Annotated in this window: 9 protein-coding genes; all 9 read right to left on the reverse strand. The window is 71.0% G+C overall.

Annotated elements, in window-relative coordinates; translation table 11 throughout:
- Positions 1 to 366: 366 nt before the first annotated feature.
- Positions 367 to 2,472, reverse strand: a complete 2,106-nt coding sequence (locus WMF33_RS18870) for a DEAD/DEAH box helicase (RefSeq protein ID WP_437338426.1) — start codon at positions 2,470 to 2,472, stop codon at positions 367 to 369.
- Positions 2,469 to 3,812 (reverse strand): BREX system ATP-binding protein BrxD, encoded by a 1,344-nt coding sequence (gene brxD, locus WMF33_RS18875; RefSeq protein WP_437338427.1) that lies wholly within the window; start codon positions 3,810 to 3,812, stop codon positions 2,469 to 2,471. The genes WMF33_RS18870 and brxD overlap by 4 nt, the downstream gene beginning before the upstream one ends.
- Positions 3,812 to 6,622, reverse strand: coding sequence for a BREX-2 system phosphatase PglZ (gene pglZ, locus WMF33_RS18880; RefSeq protein ID WP_437338428.1), 2,811 nt, complete (start codon positions 6,620 to 6,622; stop codon positions 3,812 to 3,814). The genes brxD and pglZ overlap by 1 nt, the downstream gene beginning before the upstream one ends.
- Positions 6,619 to 10,254, reverse strand: coding sequence for a hypothetical protein (locus tag WMF33_RS18885; protein ID WP_437338429.1), 3,636 nt, complete (start codon positions 10,252 to 10,254; stop codon positions 6,619 to 6,621). Before WMF33_RS18885 ends, pglZ begins: the two co-directional genes overlap by 4 nt.
- 26 nt (positions 10,255 to 10,280) lie before the next feature.
- Positions 10,281 to 11,354, reverse strand: coding sequence for a ComEC/Rec2 family competence protein (locus WMF33_RS18890; RefSeq protein ID WP_437338430.1), 1,074 nt, complete (start codon positions 11,352 to 11,354; stop codon positions 10,281 to 10,283).
- Positions 11,347 to 13,497, reverse strand: coding sequence for an AAA family ATPase (locus tag WMF33_RS18895; protein ID WP_437338431.1), 2,151 nt, complete (start codon positions 13,495 to 13,497; stop codon positions 11,347 to 11,349). Before WMF33_RS18895 ends, WMF33_RS18890 begins: the two co-directional genes overlap by 8 nt.
- A 133-nt stretch (positions 13,498 to 13,630) precedes the next feature.
- Complete coding sequence (locus tag WMF33_RS18900; RefSeq protein WP_437338432.1) at positions 13,631 to 14,611, reverse strand: hypothetical protein; 981 nt, start codon at positions 14,609 to 14,611, stop codon at positions 13,631 to 13,633.
- Positions 14,612 to 14,621: 10 nt separating this feature from the next.
- Entirely contained in the window at positions 14,622 to 16,562 is a 1,941-nt protein-coding gene (locus WMF33_RS18905) for a hypothetical protein (protein WP_437338433.1), read from the reverse strand.
- On the reverse strand, positions 16,546 to 19,326 hold the full coding sequence (gene tssI / locus WMF33_RS18910) for a type VI secretion system tip protein TssI/VgrG (RefSeq protein WP_437338434.1): 2,781 nt from the start codon (positions 19,324 to 19,326) through the stop codon (positions 16,546 to 16,548). The genes WMF33_RS18905 and tssI overlap by 17 nt, the downstream gene beginning before the upstream one ends.

A 19,326-nucleotide genomic window follows, 5' to 3' on the forward strand; every position in this document is an offset into this window, starting at 1 on the left:
CGCGTCCACGCGGGAGATGGGTGGCACCCGTCTCCCGGTGGACGTGCCTTCAAGAAAAGATGGGTGGCACCCATCTCCGCGGTGGACGTGCCTTCAAGAAAAGATGGGTGGCACCCGTCTCCGGGTGGACGTGGCTCCAAGAAAAGATGGGTGGCACCCATCTCCGCGGTGGAGAGGCCTCCTCCGACCCGCGATCCCCCTTGGCCAGCCGTCTGCCCGTCTCGCCGGCGCTTTGGTGGTTCGTGGGGCCGGCGAAATCCTGCGGCACCCGCGCGAGTTGCCGATGGCGATCACGTGCCGGCTGCGCGATGCCGCTGCCGGGGGACCTGTTCGCGTCGTTCGCGGCGGCGGTGGCGTGAGATCACATCAACTCGCGGCCTCGACGGCCCCCCTGGCCGCGGCGATATCAAGCGCTTCGATGAGGAACTCGTCCAGCAGCTCGTCAGGCAAGCATGGTTGGAACTTCGAAAGCCGCATCCTTCCTGCGCACGTGCGAGCAAACCGGCGCGCATCGGCGAGCCCGGGACGCCCTTCCTCTCCTAGGCGGCGCACCAGTTCTCGTACGCCAGCCGCGCTCATCCCCGCTGCCTCCTTGCACGTGATCGAGGTGTTCCGGACCACGCACCGACCGCCGAGCTCGGCCTCGATCATCCTGGCCAGGAGCATGTTCCCGCGCCCCCCGATGTAGGTCCACCACGTGACCTCATTCGGCCCCTCGACGACCGGTGCCGGCGCGTCCCGCAGGAACGTCGCCTCGGCGCGCAGCCCGGCGATCGCCTCGGCCGCGCGTCTCGACCACCATGGGTCGGCATCGTCGGACACGAGCACCTCCCGCATGGCCTGCACCAACTCGAAGCCGAGGAAACCAGGTGCGCCTGTCCACCGTGCGGCGCGGGCGTGGTCCGCAGGCTCCACAGCGCAGAGGCCGCGCCCCCAGTCCACCCGAATCACCTGCCACGGCCGCCCTCCGAGCGAGAACGCCGCACGCTTCTGGTCGCTGTCCAGAGACTCGAGGAACTCCGCGTCGATCGTCCCGAGCTCGCGCGTGCCCCAATGCACGGTAATCAGCCGCGGCGTGGAGAAGACCGCGTACAGCTCGGCGAAGTTCCGACGGCCGTAACGCCGTTCGCCCTCGGGCCCCAAGCTCAGCCTCCCGCCATCCCCAACCAGGATCCCTTGCTCCAGCATGAAGGCGACAAGCGCGGCACGCTGCTCGGCCGTCACCTCTGCAAACGGGGTCGCCCCGTCCAGCCATGCGAACCAGTCCCGCACACCCACGCCTTCGAGCTGGATCGACAGGGCCAGTAGCTGGTGGGCCATGATGTGGAACGCCCGTCTGGACGGCCGCACAGGCTCGACGTATCCCCGGCGGTGAAGGCGCAGGAGTGCAGCCGCCTGGAGCACGGCCTCAGGTTTCGTGGCGAGGAAAGTGCAGTTCGGAGTCGTCCCCGGCCTCCGGCCGGTGCGACCCATGCGCTGCTGGAAGCTCGCGACCGTCGCCGGGCAGTCGATCTGCAAGACGTGGTCGAGATCGCCGACGTCGATCCCCAGCTCCATCGCGCTCGTCGAGACGATCACGCAGTCCTGCTTCTCTTGAAACGCGCGCTCGGCATCCCTCCGCTCCGCGGGCGCGAGGGAGCCGTGGACGATGTGCGTATCGACGCCGCCGGCGAGCAGCTCGCGGCCCAGCTCCTCGGCGCCGCGGCGTGAGTCGACGAACACAAGGCGCTTCTTCCCCGGGTGGAGCGCTGCGATCACCTTCGCGGCGTTGGGGACGCTCGCCACGTAGTCGAGGGCCAGCTTTGGAGTCGTGCCGAGCCGAGGCGGCGACACGACAACCCCCTCGCGCTCGGAGTGGCCGCGGATCCAGCGCAAAATCTCCTCCGGGTTGCCGACGGTGGCCGAGAGCCCGATGCGCTGCACGTCGAACCTGCAGAACCTGGAGATCCGTTCCAGCAAGGCGGCGAGATGGGAGCCTCGATCCCCCGCCGCGAACGCGTGGATCTCGTCGATGACGACGGCGCGCAACCCCGCGAATAGCCGGGCAGCGGGCACCTTGGGGCTCATCAACATGGCTTCCAGCGCTTCGGGCGTCGTCAGCAGGATGTCGGCCGGCTCCTGGATGAACCGCCGGCGCGCCGGCGCGCCCGTGTCCCCGTGCCACTTGAACACGCGGCGTCCGATGGTCTCCGCGTAGCGCGCGACCCGCGCCTCCTGGTTGTTCAGGAGTGCCCGGATCGGCGAGAGGTACAGCACCGAGACGGGCCTCCAATCCCCGGCCTCCATCGCCGAGAGGAGCGGAAAGAAGGCTGCCTCCGTCTTGCCACCGGCCGTCGGCGCGAGGACGACGCAGTTCCTGCCGTCGAGCACCGCGTCGATGGTCATCTCCTGCACCGGCCGGAGCTCGCGAAAGCCCAGGGTGTTGAGGATCTGGTACTGGACAGCGGGGGTCAGCCGGTCGAAGGACGTCATTCCGAACGGCGCTCCCCGTCGCTCTGCGACGGGAGATCGAGCGCGATGTCGTCCACGGTCGTCTCCAGGCCGGCCGCCTCGCGCTCGGCGGACGTCATCTCGCGGGTGTCGACCACCAGCTTGAAATCGCGCCGCGGGTCATACTCCTCGTGCTCGTCGACCTTGTCGAGCAGCTCGCTTACCATCTTGCGCAGGAACAGCCGCGGCGCCACGCCGACCTTGCCGCCCAGCTTGCCGGTGAGCGCGGTCGCGAGATCGCGCACCACGGCGTCGCCGACGCGCTCGGCGATGCGCTGCGGGTGCTTGGTCGGGTAAAGCGCGCGCACCTTGCCGCCCACCTCGATGAGCTTCTCGACGTCGAACGGCAGGAGCCGGATCTGGGTCGCCCGCGCGCTGTCGAAGCGCGGGTCGCCCGAGAAGTCCTGGTAGAGGCGCTGTTCGAGCGGGGCGAGCCGCTTGATGCCCTGCGGGCCCTCGAAGAAGGCGGGAGTGCCGGTGATCATCACGTACAGGCCGGGGTAGCGCTCGCCGTCGATGTCGTCGATGAGCTTGCGGAGCGCGTCGAGGCTCTGCTCGCGCACGTCGGCGCGCATGCGCTGGATCGTCTCAACCTCGTCGAGCACCAAGAGCAGCCCTTTGCGGCCGGTCTCGCGCAGCAGGACGAGCAGCCCGCGGAGGAAGCCGGCCGCGGCCGTGCCGTCGATGTCGCCCTGCAACCCGGCCGGGCGCTTGACGCTCGCGCCCACGTTCGGCTGCCCCATCAGCCAGGCGAGCAGGCCGTCCGCCGTGGCGTTGTCCTCCTCGACCCGCGCTCGATAGCAGGCCCGGAGCGCCGTCGCGAAGAGCGGCTGCGTGTCGCGCACGGCCGTGAGACGGGTCTCGAGCAGATCGCCGACCTCCTCCGCGAGGGCCGCCGGCTCTCGGGGGCCGCCGCGGGCGTGGACCTCCTCCTCGAGGCCATAGAACCAGCGGTCCACGAGGGCGCGGAAGGCGCCGCTGTCCCACTCCTTGGTGCGCAGGCTCTCCAGGGCGCGCCGGTAGATGGTCTCCAGCTTGTGGAGCGGCGTCTCGCTCGCGGAGATCTGCACCTCCGCCGTGGCGAAGCCGCGCTGCTGCGCCCGGTGCTGCACCCAGCGGGAGAAGAACGTCTTGCCGCTCCCGTACTCGCCGCGCACCGCCTTGAAGGCGCCGTATCCGTGCGCGACGTGCTCCAGCTCCTCGTCGATGGCGGCCTCGAAGCGGTTGAGCCCGACGGCGAGGTGCTCGAGCCCGCGCCGGGGCACCGTGCCGTTGCGCAGCGGCGCGATGATCTCCTTCCGGCGCAGCGTGCCGAGATCCATCAGCCGGCCTCCTTCAGGTACTCGTCAAGGAGGGGTACGTTCAGCGTGACCCGCTTGGAGCGCGGATCGTGCTCGACGATGAGGTAAGCGTCGAAGTTGATCCACTCCTGCAGCTCGGAGACGACACCGCTGACCGCGTGAGGCAGGACGCCGACCCGGTGCGCGAACACGTCCGCCGGCATGGCGCCGCCGGCGTCGGCCAGGAGCGCGACCCGCGGCGCGATCACCTCCCGCAGGCGCTTCCGTTCCGCGGCGGTGCGCCCCTCGAAGGCCTCGGATGCGCAGAGCCGGGTATGCCACGGGCTCTCGACGGCGGGCTCCGCGGGCGGCGGCGGGGGCGGTGGGGGCGGCGCCGCCTCGAAGATGGGCAGAAGCGGCTGGTGCTTCTTCGGGGGCGGGGGAGGCGGGGGGGGCTTCGGCTGTGAGGCCGGCTGGGGCCGCGCCGGGGCCGGCGCCTCCAGATCCCACCACTCCGGGCGCGGAAACGGCGCGACCTCCAGCTCGGGATCGTCTCTGCCCTCGGCCACCTCCACGCGCCGCCGGAGCTGGTCGGAGCCGACGAGGACGGCCGGCGTGACGATCTCGGCGAGCGACGCGCCGCCATGCTCGCCGGTTGTCGCCGTCGAGCCGTACGCGTCGCAGTCACGGTAGAGCATCGCCACCTTCGCCTTGCCGCGCGGCACCCATGCCACCTCGCTGGTGGCGACCACCTCGCCGTCCTCGCTTTTCTCATTCTCCCCGAGGTAGCGATAGCGCTTGCCGTCGCCGGCCCGCCCGACGCTCGTCATGCGGTCGGTGCGGACGTGCCCGTGATCGGCGATGAGCAGCACCGCGCGGTTCGCCTCCCGGGCCTCCACGAGCAGCCGACCGAGCGGCTTGATGTGTCCGAGATCGGCCGGCACGCGGACCTGGCGCGCGCCTCCGAGCTGATCGTCCAGCGCGTTGATGACCAGGCCGACGACGCGGTCCGCCGAGCGGACGAGCTCGATGGCCTTCGGGTGCAGATCGCCGGAGGACGTCTCGACGGAATCCTTCAGGTAGAGGACGGCACCGTCGATCCCCGCACGTCGCAGCCCGGCGTGGGTCGCGAACCGCTCGGGGTCCTTGCTCGTGTCGAGCGGCTCGCCCGCCTTCACGCGCTTGCCCGCGAACAACGCAGCGCGGCTCACGCCCGTGAGCGATGGGAGCGCGGCGAGCATGGGCATGGCGCGGCCGCCGTTCCGGCCGAGGCACCACCGCAGGGGCGCGACCTCCTTCAGCTCGCAGTCCTGCAGCAGCTCGATGGCGTTGGCCCACGACATGCCGTCGAGCAAGGCCACGAGCAGGCGCCGGTGCGGCTGATCCTTCATGAAGGCGGCGGCGAACGCGTCGAGCCCCTCGGAGATCGGGATCACCGTCGGGCTCTTCGGGCTGCCGCTGTTCAGCCATGCCACGTAAGCGCGCGCGAACGCCTCGTCGTCGCGCTCGCGCAGCGCGTCCGCGCGGGCCAGCACCGCTTCGATGCTCTTCTCCAGCTCCGAGCCGACGGGCCCGCGGGCCCGCGCGCGCGCGAAGTCGACATACGCGCCGTCGGTCACGTAGTGCTCCGCGAGGGCGAAGACGTGGCCATAGGATCCCAGGAGAGCAGCGCTCTTCTCCAGGTCCGGGCGCGAGAGCAGGTAAGCGATGAGGCGCACGGCCATCCGCGCCCGGACGACCAGCTCCCCGCCCTCCTGGGTCTTGTGCAGCACGTGACGGCCGAGCCGCTCGAGCGCTGCGCGCGCCTCGTCGAGCTGCCCGGCGTCGCTCGGACCGGCCGCCGCGGCGCGAAGGACCCGGGCCAGCCGGTGCGACGTCGACTCGAACGCGACCCGCAAGAACCGGCTGCCCGCGAGGGCCTCGGCGACCTCGCGATCGGCGACGACCTCGTTCGCCTCGGCCAGCACGGCGCGCGCGGTCTCGTCCGAGAGGCGCAGGTAGAGATCGCCTGCCAGCGCGGCCCAGCGCTCGATGAGCGCCGGGTTCTGCTTGGGAGCGTCCGCGAGGGCGGGGTCGATGCCCTTGAGCACGAGCGCGAGGCTGCCGCGCAGCCCTGCGTCGCTGCGCACCCGCTCGCCGCCACCGTCGAGCACGAACGCCAGGGCGGCGACGGTCCGAGCCTTCCCCGTCTCCCATGCCCGCCACGCGAGCGCGGCGAGCGGCCCCACGGATTGCCCGAGGTAGCCGAGCAGCTCTTTCCCGACCGCGGTGGCGGCCCCGAGCCTCGCCGCGAAGCCCGGCGGCGGCGCGCCTGTCGCGCAGTGCTGCACGAGGCGCGCCTCCGAGAGCTCGCCGTCGTGCGGGAAGCCCGCGGCACGGGAGAGCAGCGCGCGCCAGGCCGTGTGCAGGTCGACGGTGGAGCCCGCGATCCCGTACGAGAGAGGCTTCGGATCGGCGAGCAGCGCATCGCACAGCGGACGGCAGGAGAGGACCTCGGGGCTCACCGCGCTCGCGCCGAAGAGGCGCGCCACGCGCCGCGAGCGGTCGACGGGGTACACCTTGCCGGCGGCGATCCGGCCCTGGAGATCGGCGGGCAGCCGGTCGGCGGGATAGTCGACGAGGAGCACGAGGTGCTCGGTGCCGGCGGCGTCGGCGAGGGCGCGCCGGAAGTCGAGCTCGCAGCGGACCGGTCGAGCCTTGAAGCGGATGTCCCCCGCGTCCAGCTTGAGCGTGAGCTCCCCCGGCTCGCCGGTCGCGTACAGCGCGGTCGTGTACGTGCGGTGCTTGCGGCGATGGATAAGCGCCAGCTCGTCGTGGAGATCCGCCATCGAGAGATGGGGAGCTTCGATCATTTCACGACCTTCCACGCGAGCTCGATCCGCGCGCCGCGAGGTGCGTGCGCGAGCGCTTCCTTGAGCCGTTCGACCACGGCCGGGAGATCCGCCGGCGAGGATACCACGGCGCGCAGCTCCTCCGTCGTCGCGCCGATCGGCGGCTCCGTCGTCGGGCCGATCGGCGGCGGAGGCGGCGGAGGCGGCGGCTGCAGGAGCTTCTGGGCACGAATGCTGAGCTCGCCGAGCTTCGGGGCCAGCGTGGCCATGATCTCGTCCTTGTCCAGCACGTCCCGGAGCGCGGCCAGGATCTCTGCTGCCGCGCCGTCGGTGCGCCCCACGAGCGCCGGGAAGCTCGCGAAGTTCACGTCGTTGCCGAGCACCTCGGCGTTGGCGCGCGCGCTCGTGAGGTGACGGTGCATCGCCGAGTCCGAGGTCTCCGGCTCGATGTCCGCGAGCGCGTGGACCTGCGCCACCGCGTCGCGCCCCTTGAGCTGGTGAAGCAGCTCCGCGACACGACGGGCCGTGCGCAGCCGCGCCGGGGCCGCGCTGAAGAACTCGGCGCGCCGGGCGAGCAGCTCCGCGACGGTATCGGCGCGGTCCTGGAACGCGCGCTCCACCGCAGCATTGAGCTTCTCGGCGAAGGCGCGGACGTTCTTGGCCGTGTGCGCCTTGCCCACGGTGATCCCGAAGAGCGTGCCCGCCCGCCCGAGCGCCCGGTGCCAGGCGGCCTCGTCGGGCAGGCGCGGCTGGAGCAGCTCGGCGTCGCCGTCCAGCCGCCCGAGCGTCGGGCTCTTCACGGTCTGACCGCCGCGCACCAGCTCGCGGCCGCGCACGGTGGCGTAGGCAAGCACGAGGAAGTCGGCCACCTCGGGCGTGTAGCCGCGCGTCCGCGCCGGGTCCAAGAGCCGGCGCATGGCCGCCACGTCGGGCGTGTCCACGTTGGCGGCGCGGAGCTGCCGATCGATCTCGTCGTAGGCCTGCGCCACCAGCGTGGCCTGCCCCTCGCGCGCGTTCACGAGCCGCAGCTCGTCGGAGAAGCGGAGGGCGTTCTGCTCGTTCTTCGCCAGCGGGAGCCGCTGCCCGTCGCTCTCGCAGAGCTGGGCCAGCATGAGCAGCTCCTTCTCCAGCTTGCCCCGCGTCACCTTGTCCGAGAAGCGCGGGTGGTGCGGGTGGAGGTCGTCGAGCAGCTGCTCGATGGCGGAGACCAGCCCGCGCCGCAGATCGGCCGCGCTGAGGCCCCGGATCTTGGTCCCGCTCCGCAGCACGTGGAAGTGCTGGGCCACCGAGCGCGTCGGATCCAGCACCCCGGCCTGCGCCTGGACGAGGCCGTAGGCGGCGTCGAGGGCGCGGCGGAGACGCTCGCGCTTCTGCGTCGCGCGGCTCGTCAGCTCCTCGCGGGCGCGCGTCTGGTCGTCGGGGCGCAGGTTGGCGAGGTGCGACTTCCAGTTGTCCCCGTCCAGGATCTGGTCGAGCACCACCAGGTCTCCGAGATCGCGCTGCGCCGATTCGGCGAGGAAGCTCGGCAGCCAGACGATGGTGGGCGTGTCCGAAGCGCCCTGCACGAACGTCGCGACGCGCTGCTCGTCCTCCTGCGGGCTGCGCCCCGGGTCGTCGAAGGGATAGTCGATGACCACCCGGAACGCGTCGTCGTCGCCGGCGCGAAGGACGCCGTCGTCCATCTCGCGCACGTTCCCGAAGACGACGGTGCCCTCCCGGTCCGTGCCGCGCCAGAGCACCTTGTAGCCCTGGACGGCGCCTTCCTTCGGCTCCAGCCCGAGCGCTTCGAAGAGCAGCTCGCGCAGCTTGGCCTTGCGGGGGCCCGGGCGATCGTAGTGGCCGGCCGCCTGCACGATGGGCCGCACGTCCACGCCCTCGAGCACCACGGTCACCAGCGGATCTTCCTCGCCCTGGACCCGGACCTTGCCGACCTCCTTGGCCCAGGCGCGCACGCGGGTCGCCGCCAGCGTGGCCTCGCCGCCGGGCACCGGGGACCGCAGCGTGCCGTGGTTGAGCTGCACCAGGCGGCTCGCGGTGAGGTTGCGGAAGACGTGGCAGTTCGGCGCCAGCGAGGCGAGCAGCAGCGTCTTGGCGATGCGGTTGTCGTTGCGGCAGCGCGTCTCCCGGCAGTTGGCGCAGCCGACCGCCCGCCCGTCGTTCCGCAGGCGCTGGCAGCGCTCCGGCGTGCCCGTCTGGTTCTGCTCCCAGATGACCGGGAGCAGCTCGCTGTCGTAGAGCCGCTTCGCGGCCGCGAAGCGCTCTCGCATGGTGCCGTCCATCGGCTCCTCGCCCTCGGCGAGCGCGTCGTAGAGATCGCCGGCGCTCACCAGCTTGCCGATCTCGAAGTCGTCGAGCTGCCCGACCAGCATCTCCACCAGGATCTTGAGCGAGGTGCGCTCGCGCTGGAGGTAGTGGCTCATGGCCACGAGCGCCTCGACCAGGGCGGGGCTGAACGGGTAGATCTGCCGGAACGCGGCCTCGTCGCCGAGATCGCCGAGCAAGGTCCCCCACGCGGCCTGGCCGAGGGTGCGGCGCATGGTGTCGAACGCGGCCGAGAGCTTCTTCGCCGCGGCGTCGTCCTTCGGGTGGACGACGCGCTTGGCGATGATGGCGGGCAGGTCCTTGTCCGGGAGCTTCACGGTGTCGAAGCGCCCCTCCCAGAACCGCAGGCTGTTGCGCACGGCGGTGGCGTCGGCGCCGGCGTACTGCTCGCCGACCATCTCGCCGATGTCGCGCTGGCGCGCCGCGAACGTGACGATGGGCACGGCCTGCTCGGCGGCCTGCCCCTCGACCAGCTTGGCGAGCTTGCCGATCTCGTTGTTGAGCGTCTCGGGGCTGCTGGCCTTGGTGGCGAGCCAGAGCACGAGCTCGTCGAGGAAGAAGACGATGGCGTCGTAGCCGAGCGAGGCGGCGTGCCGGCTCATGGCGACCATGCCCTGCTCGAAGCCGAGGAAGGCCGAGGCCTGCTGGGCGAACGCGGGGAAGACCGTCTTGATGAGGGCGCTGAAGAGCGCGGCGCGGACCTTGGGCTCGGCGCTCTCCCGCGCCTGGTCGAAGCGGGCGCCCGTCCACGCGTCGCCCGCCTTCTTGCCCCAGCGCGAATCAACCTGGGCGCCGGCGTTGAGCTGGGCGAAGAACGCCTCGTCGCCGAGCTGGGCGCGCAGCCGGGCCGCGTTCTCGAAGAGCGGGCCGTCGGCGAAGAGCGGCGCGATGGGCGCGTCCGGGTGCAGCCTGCGCGTCTCGTCGAGGTAGGCGGCGAAGACCTTGTCCCCGAGCGAGGGGGCGTCGATCATGTTGAGGTGCAGGCGGAGGAGCTTCCGCTGCTTCACCCACTCGTGCTTGACGTAGAGGTCGTGGAGCTTGGGCTCGCCCCAGGGCCGCGGGTGGTTCGCGGCGAGGAGGCTCAGGACGGCCATGTAATGGCTCTTGCCGGAGCCGAAGCTGCCGTGGATGAAGGCGGCCACGTTGCGCTTCTCCGCGATGGCGGTGGCGATCAGCCCGAGGCCCCGGTCGAGGGCGTGGTGGATGTCCGGCGTGATGGCGTAGAGGTCCATCAGCGCGTCGGCGTGGTGGACGGCCTCGGCGAGGCGGACGACGAAGGCGCTGCGGGTGACCTCTTCGGGGAGATCGAGGATGTCGCGGAGCGTGCTCATGGGGGGTCTCTCGAAGTGGGGAGCGATCACACGGCGAGGTTCGGGCGGCAGAGCGGGTGATCGAGCAAGTCCACGAACCCGTCGTGCCAGTCGTCGGGGCCGGGAACGATCTCGACGCCCTCCGGGCTCAGCCAGGCCACGATAGATCCGGCGCAGGGCACTTCGTCCCGCGGGCGGCTGCGGCGGCCATCGCCGCGGGCGACGCGATGACGATAGGGGTAGGTCACCTGGGCGGGGTTGCCGAGCGCGCGGTCGCGCGCGAGGAGCGGGTCGTCGTGGCAGCGCGGCGTGAGCTGGGTGCACAGCAGCCGGCAATCGCCGCCCTCCGCTGGCGCGAAGGGGAGCATTGCCCGTCGCGGGTGCTCGTATCCGTTGTTCGTACCCACGGAGATTACCGCGACGCTCGGGTGGACCCGACGGTAGAGGTCGGCCACCTTCCAGGAGCCGGGCCTCTCGTCGATGCTGCCGCCGTGGTGAGGGATGCGGAATACGTTGGCCGGCAAGAGGCCCGACTCGAGCCGGGCCCACGCGTCGAGCGTCGCGTCGCCCCCGACGAGGATCGCGTGGTCCCCCATGGAGACGCGCAGCACGGTGGAGGTGCGATTCGGCGCCTCACCACCTTCGAGCCGCATGTCGACCAGCGCCGCGTACTCCGGGAGGACGAGGTCCACAGCCCACGAGCCGCCGTCGTGGAGGCGCCGCGGCGCGAGGTCCCGGAACGACGGCGCGAGCGGGATCCGCTTCTCGTCGTGCCAGCGGACGGCCTGAGCCATGAAGAGGTAGGCCGCGCGACGGGTGACGTGGCTCGGGTTCTTGTCGATGTGGGCGTGGAGCGCACCGACCTTGCCGCCGTCGTGCACGAAAGCCCGCAGGAAGGGCAGCATCCCGGCGATGTGGTCGAAATCGAGGTGCGATGTCACCACGGCAGAGAGGTGCGCGATGCGGTGGTCCTTGACGAACCGCGTCGCCACATAGGCATCCCGGCAATCGAAGAGAATGGGCTTGAACGTCGCGTCCGACTCGGGGCCCAAGACGAACGTGCAGTCTCCTTGACCGACGTCGAGCATGTAGACGCCCACGCGCGGCGCCGCATCAGCCATGGGCGCCCACCCGCTGCTGGAACTCGCGGAGCAGCTCGTCAGGATCGCCGGAGAACGGCTCCTCCAGCGCCCTCACCGGTCCCACCGGCTGGCCGCCGGCGCCCGCCCCCACGCGCGCGAAGCGGAGGCGATTGTCCGCCGCCAGGGAGCCGAACTCCTCGGCGAGCGCGTAGGCCCTGCCCGCATCGTCCACGAAGAGCAGCTCGTCGCCGAGGCGCTCCAACCACCCGACCACCCAGACTTCGTCGCTTGTTCCCACGAGCAGCCCGGAGGCGACGAGGTCGACGAGGCTCAGGAGGAGACCTTTCCGGGTGATCTTCTCACGCGACAGCGTGTGGGTGGGCCGGGCGAGCAGATCCGCGACCTCGGTACGGAGCTTCTTGAGCATGGCGGCGAGCGCGGTCTTCGGTGAAGGGCCACGCGCCGAGAGGGCGAGATCCCGCGCCTGACATGCGTACTCCCTGCCCGCGCGCGGGATGGTGATCTCGATATCTCGGTGGAAGAACACCGGGGCCTGCCCGCGCACGCGGAGCACGCGCGCCCGGAAGCCCCGCGTCAGCATGGCCTGGAGGCGTCGCTCCACGGCGCTGTCGCTGGCGGATTCCGGCGTGTAGTCGCCCCAGACCGCGACGGCGTTCGCCACATCGCCCCAGTGGAGGAGGTGATCGACGGTGCGCACGCGCAGCTCGCGCTCCTTCCCCTTGTGATCGGGGACGTTATCTCGCTTCCTCGCCGCGTCGAGCGCGTCGAGCGCGCGATCCGGGAGGCCGCGCCGGAAGCGGAGCAGCGCGAGATTGGACCAGAACGTCGCGTTCTGCTTCCATTCGGTGAGGGAGCTCTCGTAACCGCGCTCGGTCTCCTCAGGCAACTCCCGCTGGGCGTGGTGTCGATTGTAGTGGAAATAATGCCGTGCGTAGGCCGACGCGTGCGGGCCGATACCGTCGCCGCCGGCGCGGCGGAGCTGCGCGTCGACGTCGAGGACGTCGGCGTACATCCGCTCCGCCCGCTCGAACTCGCGGCGCAGCGAGAGAGCCCGCGCGTGCTCGATCAGCATCGTGACGCCGTAGCGCGCGTAGCGCTTGGCCTCGGCGGGACTGTAATTGACGAAATGCTTCACCGACTCGACGATATCGACGGCGCGGAGACCGACGCGGGGGTCGTCGAGCTTGATACCCGCGGAGAACGCCAGCGCGAGGTCGCGGTGGACTTCGGCGATGCGCTCCGGCGGCAGCGTGGTGACGCAGAAGTCCTCCCAGGAAGGCGTGGAAATAGCGACCCGCTGTCCGTCTCGCGTCACGAGGAGCGCTCGTTCGGCCGCATCGAGGGCGGCGTCCAGCGCGGCTTTGGTCATGCCGGGGAGCGCGCGGGCGAGGGGGTCGCGAGACACCGGGCGCCCGTGGAGCGCGAGGCGGAGCAGCACGTCCGCCATGTCGGCGGTGAGCAGCGACCAGACCTCGTCGAGCAGCTCCTTCTCGTTCAGGCGGCCGGGCACGAGCGTGTCGACATCCTCCGAGAGCACCGTCCGCGCTACGGCGAGACCGAATCGGCCCGGGTCGCCGTAAGCGGCCGACCAGAGCGGACCGACGTCATGCGCGGTAGCGTTTTCGATTGAGCAGGGGGGGCGGGTCGGCCGGTCGAGGGTGACGGGCTCAACGTTGGCGGCGCGTGACAGGGGGGCCACCTCGCCGGTGGAGAGGACGGCGTGTCGGGAAAGCCATGCGCGCAGATCGTGGAGCCGTGGTGCGACGACCTCCCGGATCTCCTTGGACATCCCGTTGCCGAGCGCGTCGACGTCGTCGATGACGAGCAGCGCGCCGCTGCGGGCGAGCGCTCGGCCGAGCACATCGAGCGCTGGGGCGGGCTGACCTGCGGATCTGCTGAGCTGCTGGTCTACTTCGACGAGGCACTCCGGTCCCGCGTGGTGGGCGATCGTGAGGACGACGTGCTCCACCTGGTCGGCTCCTGGCGGCACCTGGACGAACACGGCGTCGGGGCCAAGCGCCCGCGCCACCTGGAGGGCGACGGAGCTCTTGCCGTAGCCGGGGCCGCCGTGGACGAAGACCTGCTTCCCGGCACGGATCTGGTCCGCCGCGCGGCGCGTCTGCTCCGTCCAGAGGTCTTCTCGGGTGGCTCTCCAGGTCACGGGGCGGTCCTCGAACCGAACGTACACCAAGTGCCTCGCTGGTGCCGTCCGAAGGCGCTGCGGGTGACCTCTTCGGGGAGGTCGAGGATGTCGCGGAGCGTGCTCATGGGGTGACCAGGTCCAGTCGGGGTTCTCAACGATAGCGAAACGAGGTCGGATCGAAGCGGAGGCGCGTCTTCTTGCCGGTGACATCGTCCGTCACCTCGAGCACGCGCGGCGGCTTCCCGACGAGGTCCATGGACGCCGGGTGGCCCACGTCGTTGCCGCCGACATGGCTGCGGGTCCAGTAATTCTGGTGGTCGAGGATCTTCTCGATGCGCCCTTTGCGGAACGCATACACGTGGATCTCGTCGGTCACCTCCGTCGTCCCGGCCTCGATCCGCAGGTGCGTGCGCACGATCGTGTCCTGGTGCTTGCCCGTGTGCACCGGCTCGGCGCGGACGGTCACGCCGGTGTCGCCGTTCACATCATAGGGGAGGCTTAGCTGCTGGTACCCGACCGCGCGCGCCCCGGTGGGCCCCGGATCGAGCCATGCAATCAGGTGGATGAGGTACCCGGGGCACTGCTTCGCGGAAGGGAAGCTCGGATCCGGCGTCGTGTCCGGGGGAGCGCCGTCCGCGGTTCCGCACGCCACGATGTTCACGATGCGCTCGAGATCGTCGTCCTCGTCCAGGTTGGCCTCGAGCTGCTCGGCGCGCCAGGGGGCGACCTGATCGAGCCCGTCTGCCTGGCGGGGCTCGGCGCCGAGGGCGCGCGCGGGCGCGGAGAGGTCGACGAGCTGGCCGCTCAGCTGCCCGTCCTGGAAAGCGCCCACGAGCTCGCTCAGGCGCGCCATGTCGACCGCATCGGGCGTGCCGAGATTCCACGTCCGCGGCGTCTGGGGCGGCGAGGGCGGGGACGTCGCGGTCGACGCGGCGGGGGCGCCCGCGCTCGCGGTCGGATTCGCGGTCGGGGTATGGGTGGCGGCCGCGGCCGGGGTCGAGGCAAGCGCGGCGGGCGCAGGAGGTCCGGAGCCCGGCGGCGTCGAGGAGGCCGCCTGCGTCGCGCAGCCCGGCATCGCTCCGCCGGCGAACGCGAGCACGAGCAGCGCGGAAGGGACGTTCAGCCGTTCCATCGATCCCCGCTCACTTCCTCGTCGAGTTCGCGAGCGTGTAGCTCTTGTCGATGTGGTTCACGATGGTGTCGGACCCCCGCTGGAACGTCACGGCGTACCACGGATCCTTCACCTCGAGCGAGACGTCCGGATCGAACGGCGGCCACAGCAGGTCGAGCTCGGCGATCGTGCCGATGCGGTGCCGCTTCTTCGTCTTCGTGTCCTTCACGAAGTACGCGTCTGGGTCCGCGCTCGGGTCGTCCTGCATGATCTTCGAGGGATCCCAGCTCGGAACCGCCGCGATCGGCTTCAGGAAGCGGTCGAAGTGACGCGCGCACGACTGGAAGAACCAGGCGTCGCCGAAGTCGTTCTCATAGGGGGTCTTGACGGCGTTCAGCTTGATGGGACCCTTCGACTTCTTCGCGCGGAGCTCGAGCAGCGCGTTCTGGATCTTCGACAGCTCGAAGCGCCGGACGAGGTAGTGGATGATGCGCCGGACGATGATGACGTCGTTCGCCGGCGACGGACCGCCCGTCAGCCCCTTGATGGCCCAGGGCAGCAGATCCCGGTTGGCGCCGAAGTAGATGGCGTGGGCCACGAAGACCGCGAAATTGAAGCACTCCTGGGTCGCGATGGCGTTCGCTGCCGCGATGTTCGTGTAGCCGTGGACCTTCTTCATCTGCGCTTCGAACACGAGCTCCCGCGTCAGCTCGTCGCGCGCGGCCTGGACCATCATGAACAGCATCTCTCGCTGGTCCACCAGCGTCTGGAGCGAGTTGACGGCCGCGTTGATATGGTAGGTGCCGTCCGGGAAATCCGTCCCGCGGACGACGCGCTTCTTGTCCGGGCGCGTGTCGGCGATGAGGTAATCGCCGTGCCACCCATCCGGCATGTTGTAGCCGTTCGCAATGAAGCCGGAGACATAGAAGAACTTGCGCGCGGCGGCGGCTTGCGCGAGCAAGCGGTTCGCCCGCTTCACCGCGTCGTCCGGGTACGCGCCCGGCGGCGCCGCGACGACCTTGCGCGCCTCGTCCGGCACGGCCTGGAACATGTAATTGAAGATCTGGGGCAGGCCGCCGGGCGCGGCGTAGCCCATGCCCCAGGTGAGGACGCGCCCATCGTAGGTGTTCAGCGTGCTGGTCTGGCCCTCCTGCGTGCGGAACATCATCGCCGCGTTGGCCCGGAAGGCGGCGAGCCGCGCGGGCGCGATGCCCGCGTCGCTCGGCGGGGGCCCGGGCGGCGGGGCCGCGGGGTTCGCCGCGGTCGCCGCCGCGACGGCGGCGTCCCACGCCTTCCTCTTCTCCTCGTGCTCCTTCGTGAGCGTGTCCAGGCGCGCCCTGGCCTGGTCGTAGATCCGCTGGGCCTCGCTCTCCTGCCACCTGTCGTGCGGGCTCCCCGCGGGCTCGTTGAACATCACCCCGGCGCCAGGCTTTCCCCTCCAGGACACGGACTGCAGGGGGACCTGCGGGATCATCGAGCGGGCGTCGTCGATCATGCGCACCAGCGGATCCGGCAGGCTCCCGATCGGGGCGTGCCCCACCTCCCAGAGCTTGTCCGGGTCGCCCGCGATCGGCGCGACCTGCTTCAGGTAGTCCACCGCGTGGGGGTTGGTCTCGTCGATGGCCATCAGGCCAGGATCGTCGAGCAGCCTCTTCGGGGCGAAGCGCTCCCACGGGCCCATCTCGACCCCGGCGGCGGACGCGTGCGTCTTCTGCCCGTCGGCCGCGTCGACCTTCGTGCTGACGACGTTGGCGTAGCTGGTCAGGACGGTTTGCTCCCCGGCGTTGGGGTACTTTTTCAGGATCTCGCCGATGGGGCTGAGCTTCGGCCCTGCCGGCGCCCCCGCGGCCCCTGCCGGCGCTCCCGCCGGTGCGGGGGACGCGGCGCAGACGGCCTTGTAGGCAGGATCGTCGGGCGTGCAGGGGAAGTTCTGCGGGTCGGGCATGGCGTGCTCCTCAGTGACCGTGGACATCCATGAGCTTCGACCTCGTCGCGGCGTCGAGGATGCCGGTCGGCTCGAGCGCGTGGTCGCCCTGGAACTCCCGCAGCGCGATGACGACGCCCGGGGTGAGCTCGCCGTTCGTCGGGCCGTCGTAATAGCCGAGGTTCCGCAGGCGGGCCTGGACGCCCTCGACCGTGTGGGGGTCGGCGAGCTTCGTCAGCGAGATCGCGTACCGGCGACGCGGCCCCGTCGGGTAATCGCCGGTCCAGAGCGTCAGATCGGCCGTCTCCGCGCCCTCGGGCACGTCCTCGCGCACGGCGCCGTCCCCGTCGGTCGTCCCTTCGATCGTCCTGTCCGCCACGATGAGGCGGAACTTCTTGCCGGCGTACGGCGCGAGATCGTAGTCGGTGAGCTTGAGCTCGAGCTTCTTCGTCTTCGGGTTCGCCGGATCGTCGGGGTCCTCGGGAGGCTCGATGCGCTCGTCGCAGTTGAGCCTCACGGTCTTGCCTTTCACCGCGGCGTGGTCGTCCAGCACGATGGAGGACTCCCTGGCGAGGAGCGTGAGCTTGTCGGCCAGGATCTGCCCCTCTTCTGCGAGGTGGATCGACGGCCCGTTGCCCGAGAGCGTGACGGACTCGCTGCCCGCCATGGCGATGGCCTTGCCGCCTATCTTGGCGCCCTCGGCGGACAGCTCCAGCGTCGTGTCGCCGCACCTGAGGACGAGGGACCTGTCCGAGGAGAGCGTGAGCGTGCCCGAGGCGGCGATGGTGTAGGCGCCGCGCGCCGTGAGCACGCCGCCGCCGCGGCCGTCGTCCGCGCCCAGGGTCGTCGACGAGAAGCCGTCGACCTTGAGCGTGTAATCCTGCTCGACCGAGGTCATCGCGTGGCCGCCCACGGCGGTCGTGAGCGCGCCTTCCACGCGGCGCGTCTCGCTCCCCTGGACGCGCACGGTGGAGTTTCCGCCGACCGCGAGCTCGCGGTTCTGGCCGACGGTGTGCCGGTCATCGCCGCCCACGTGGCCCGTCCGGTGCGCGCCGACGCGCTCGACCTGCGAGCCTCGCACCTCGAGCGTCTCGCTGTCGCCGACCGTGCGCGCGTGGTTGCGGCGCACGATCTCGTCCAGGTCCCGCTGCGCGTGCACGAAGATCTGCTCGTGGGCAGCCCTGTCCTCGAAGGAGATCTCGTTGAATCCCCCGCCTCCAGGGGAGCTCCGCGTCCGCAGCCCGCTGCGCGTGGCGTTGTTCGGCAGGAGGAACGGCGGAGGGTGCGTGGCGTTGTAGACGCACCCGGTGACCATCGGCCGATCGAGGTCGCCGCCGAGGAACGTGACGAGCACCTCCGTGCCCACCCTGGGGACGAACTGCTGTCCCCAGCCGGCCCCCGCCCAGGCCTGCGCCACGCGGAGCCAGCACGAGCTGTGCTGGTCGCGCCGGCCGTGCCGATCCCAGTGGAACTGGACCTTGACCCGTCCGAGCTGGTCGGTGTGGATGTCCTGCCCTTCGGGCCCGACCACCGTGGCCGTCTCCAGGACCTGCCGCACAGCGCGCTTCGGGCGGCGAGGGCGGTAGGGGATCGACGCCGGTACGCACTCGAACCGGTTCTCGTAGGTGGCCGGGAGGGCGCCGCCGCTGGCCGCGCCTTGCGCGAGGCGCGGCGCGACGCCCGTGTGGGTCACGCGCGTGACCGTGTACTCGCGGCTCATGTGCTCGCTGGCCTCGTGGCGGAGGGTGAACCGCCCTCCGGCCCCGAGGCGACGGCAGTAGCTCGCGCCCTCGCCGAGCCAGGCCCGCCTGCGGTGCTGCTCGAGCAGGACGCGGGCCTGATCGCCGTCGACGTCCGTCTCCTCGTACTCGCCGTGGTGCTCGTAAATCTCGAGCTTCCGGGGATCGAGGGGGAGAGGGGGCGGCGCCTCGGCCGTGGCCACGGGGGAGGCCACGCTGCTGCTCGACGTCAGATCGAGGAGGGGCCGGTGAGGGTCGTAGTCGCGCAGGGTCACGGTCTTCGCGCGTACCCTCCGGCGCATGGCGAAGCGCGTGACCGTATCCTCGTAGATGCTCATCCCGCCCGCGTCGCGCACCACGAGCCTTGGTCCAGGCGCGCGGACGACCCCGGCGGCGGCCGCCGCCGCGGCCATGGCGAGGCCGTCGGCGTGCGCGTCCGGGATCGGCGGGCAGTTCATGGGATCGTCGCAGAGGACCAGGACCTCGGCGAGCGGCGCGCCGCCCGCGACGGCGCCGGCGGGGAGGGCCTGCGCGAGGCTGGCCGGCGGCTCGAAGTAGAAGAAGATCCCCTCCTCGGCGAGGAGGCGCGTCACGAAGTCGACATCGGTCTCCTCGTACTGGACGCAGTACTGGCGGGCTGGATATCGCTTCAGCGCGGCCCATCGCCGGGGCACGCCCGCCTCGTCGAGGACCGCGTTCACGATGTCGACAACGGTCAGGTTCTGGAAGATGCGGCTGTTGCGCCGGCGCTTCGAGAGCCAGAACCTGGGCGCGATCCGGAGGTCGAGCTGGACGCGGTGGTCCGCGTTCCAGGCGCCCTCGAACGAGGCGGAGACCACGATGCCGTGGACGACGCGCGGCGAGCCGCCGGGGACGTCGATGGTGAGGGTGGCCGGCTGGCCGACGGCGGAGGCCTCGAGCTGGACGGGGTCGAGCGAGGTCGCGACGCGGAGGTCGAAGGAGAAGAGGCGCGAGAGGGCCTCGGTGCCGGAGAGGCGCAGGACCTCGAAGTCGGCGCGGGAGAAGGTGCCGAGGAGGAGGGAGAAGGGGTTGCCGTCGGCCGTGATGCTCAT

Source organism: Sorangium sp. So ce394, from assembly GCF_051474665.1.
Lineage (GTDB): Bacteria > Myxococcota_A > Polyangia > Polyangiales > Polyangiaceae > Sorangium > Sorangium cellulosum_D.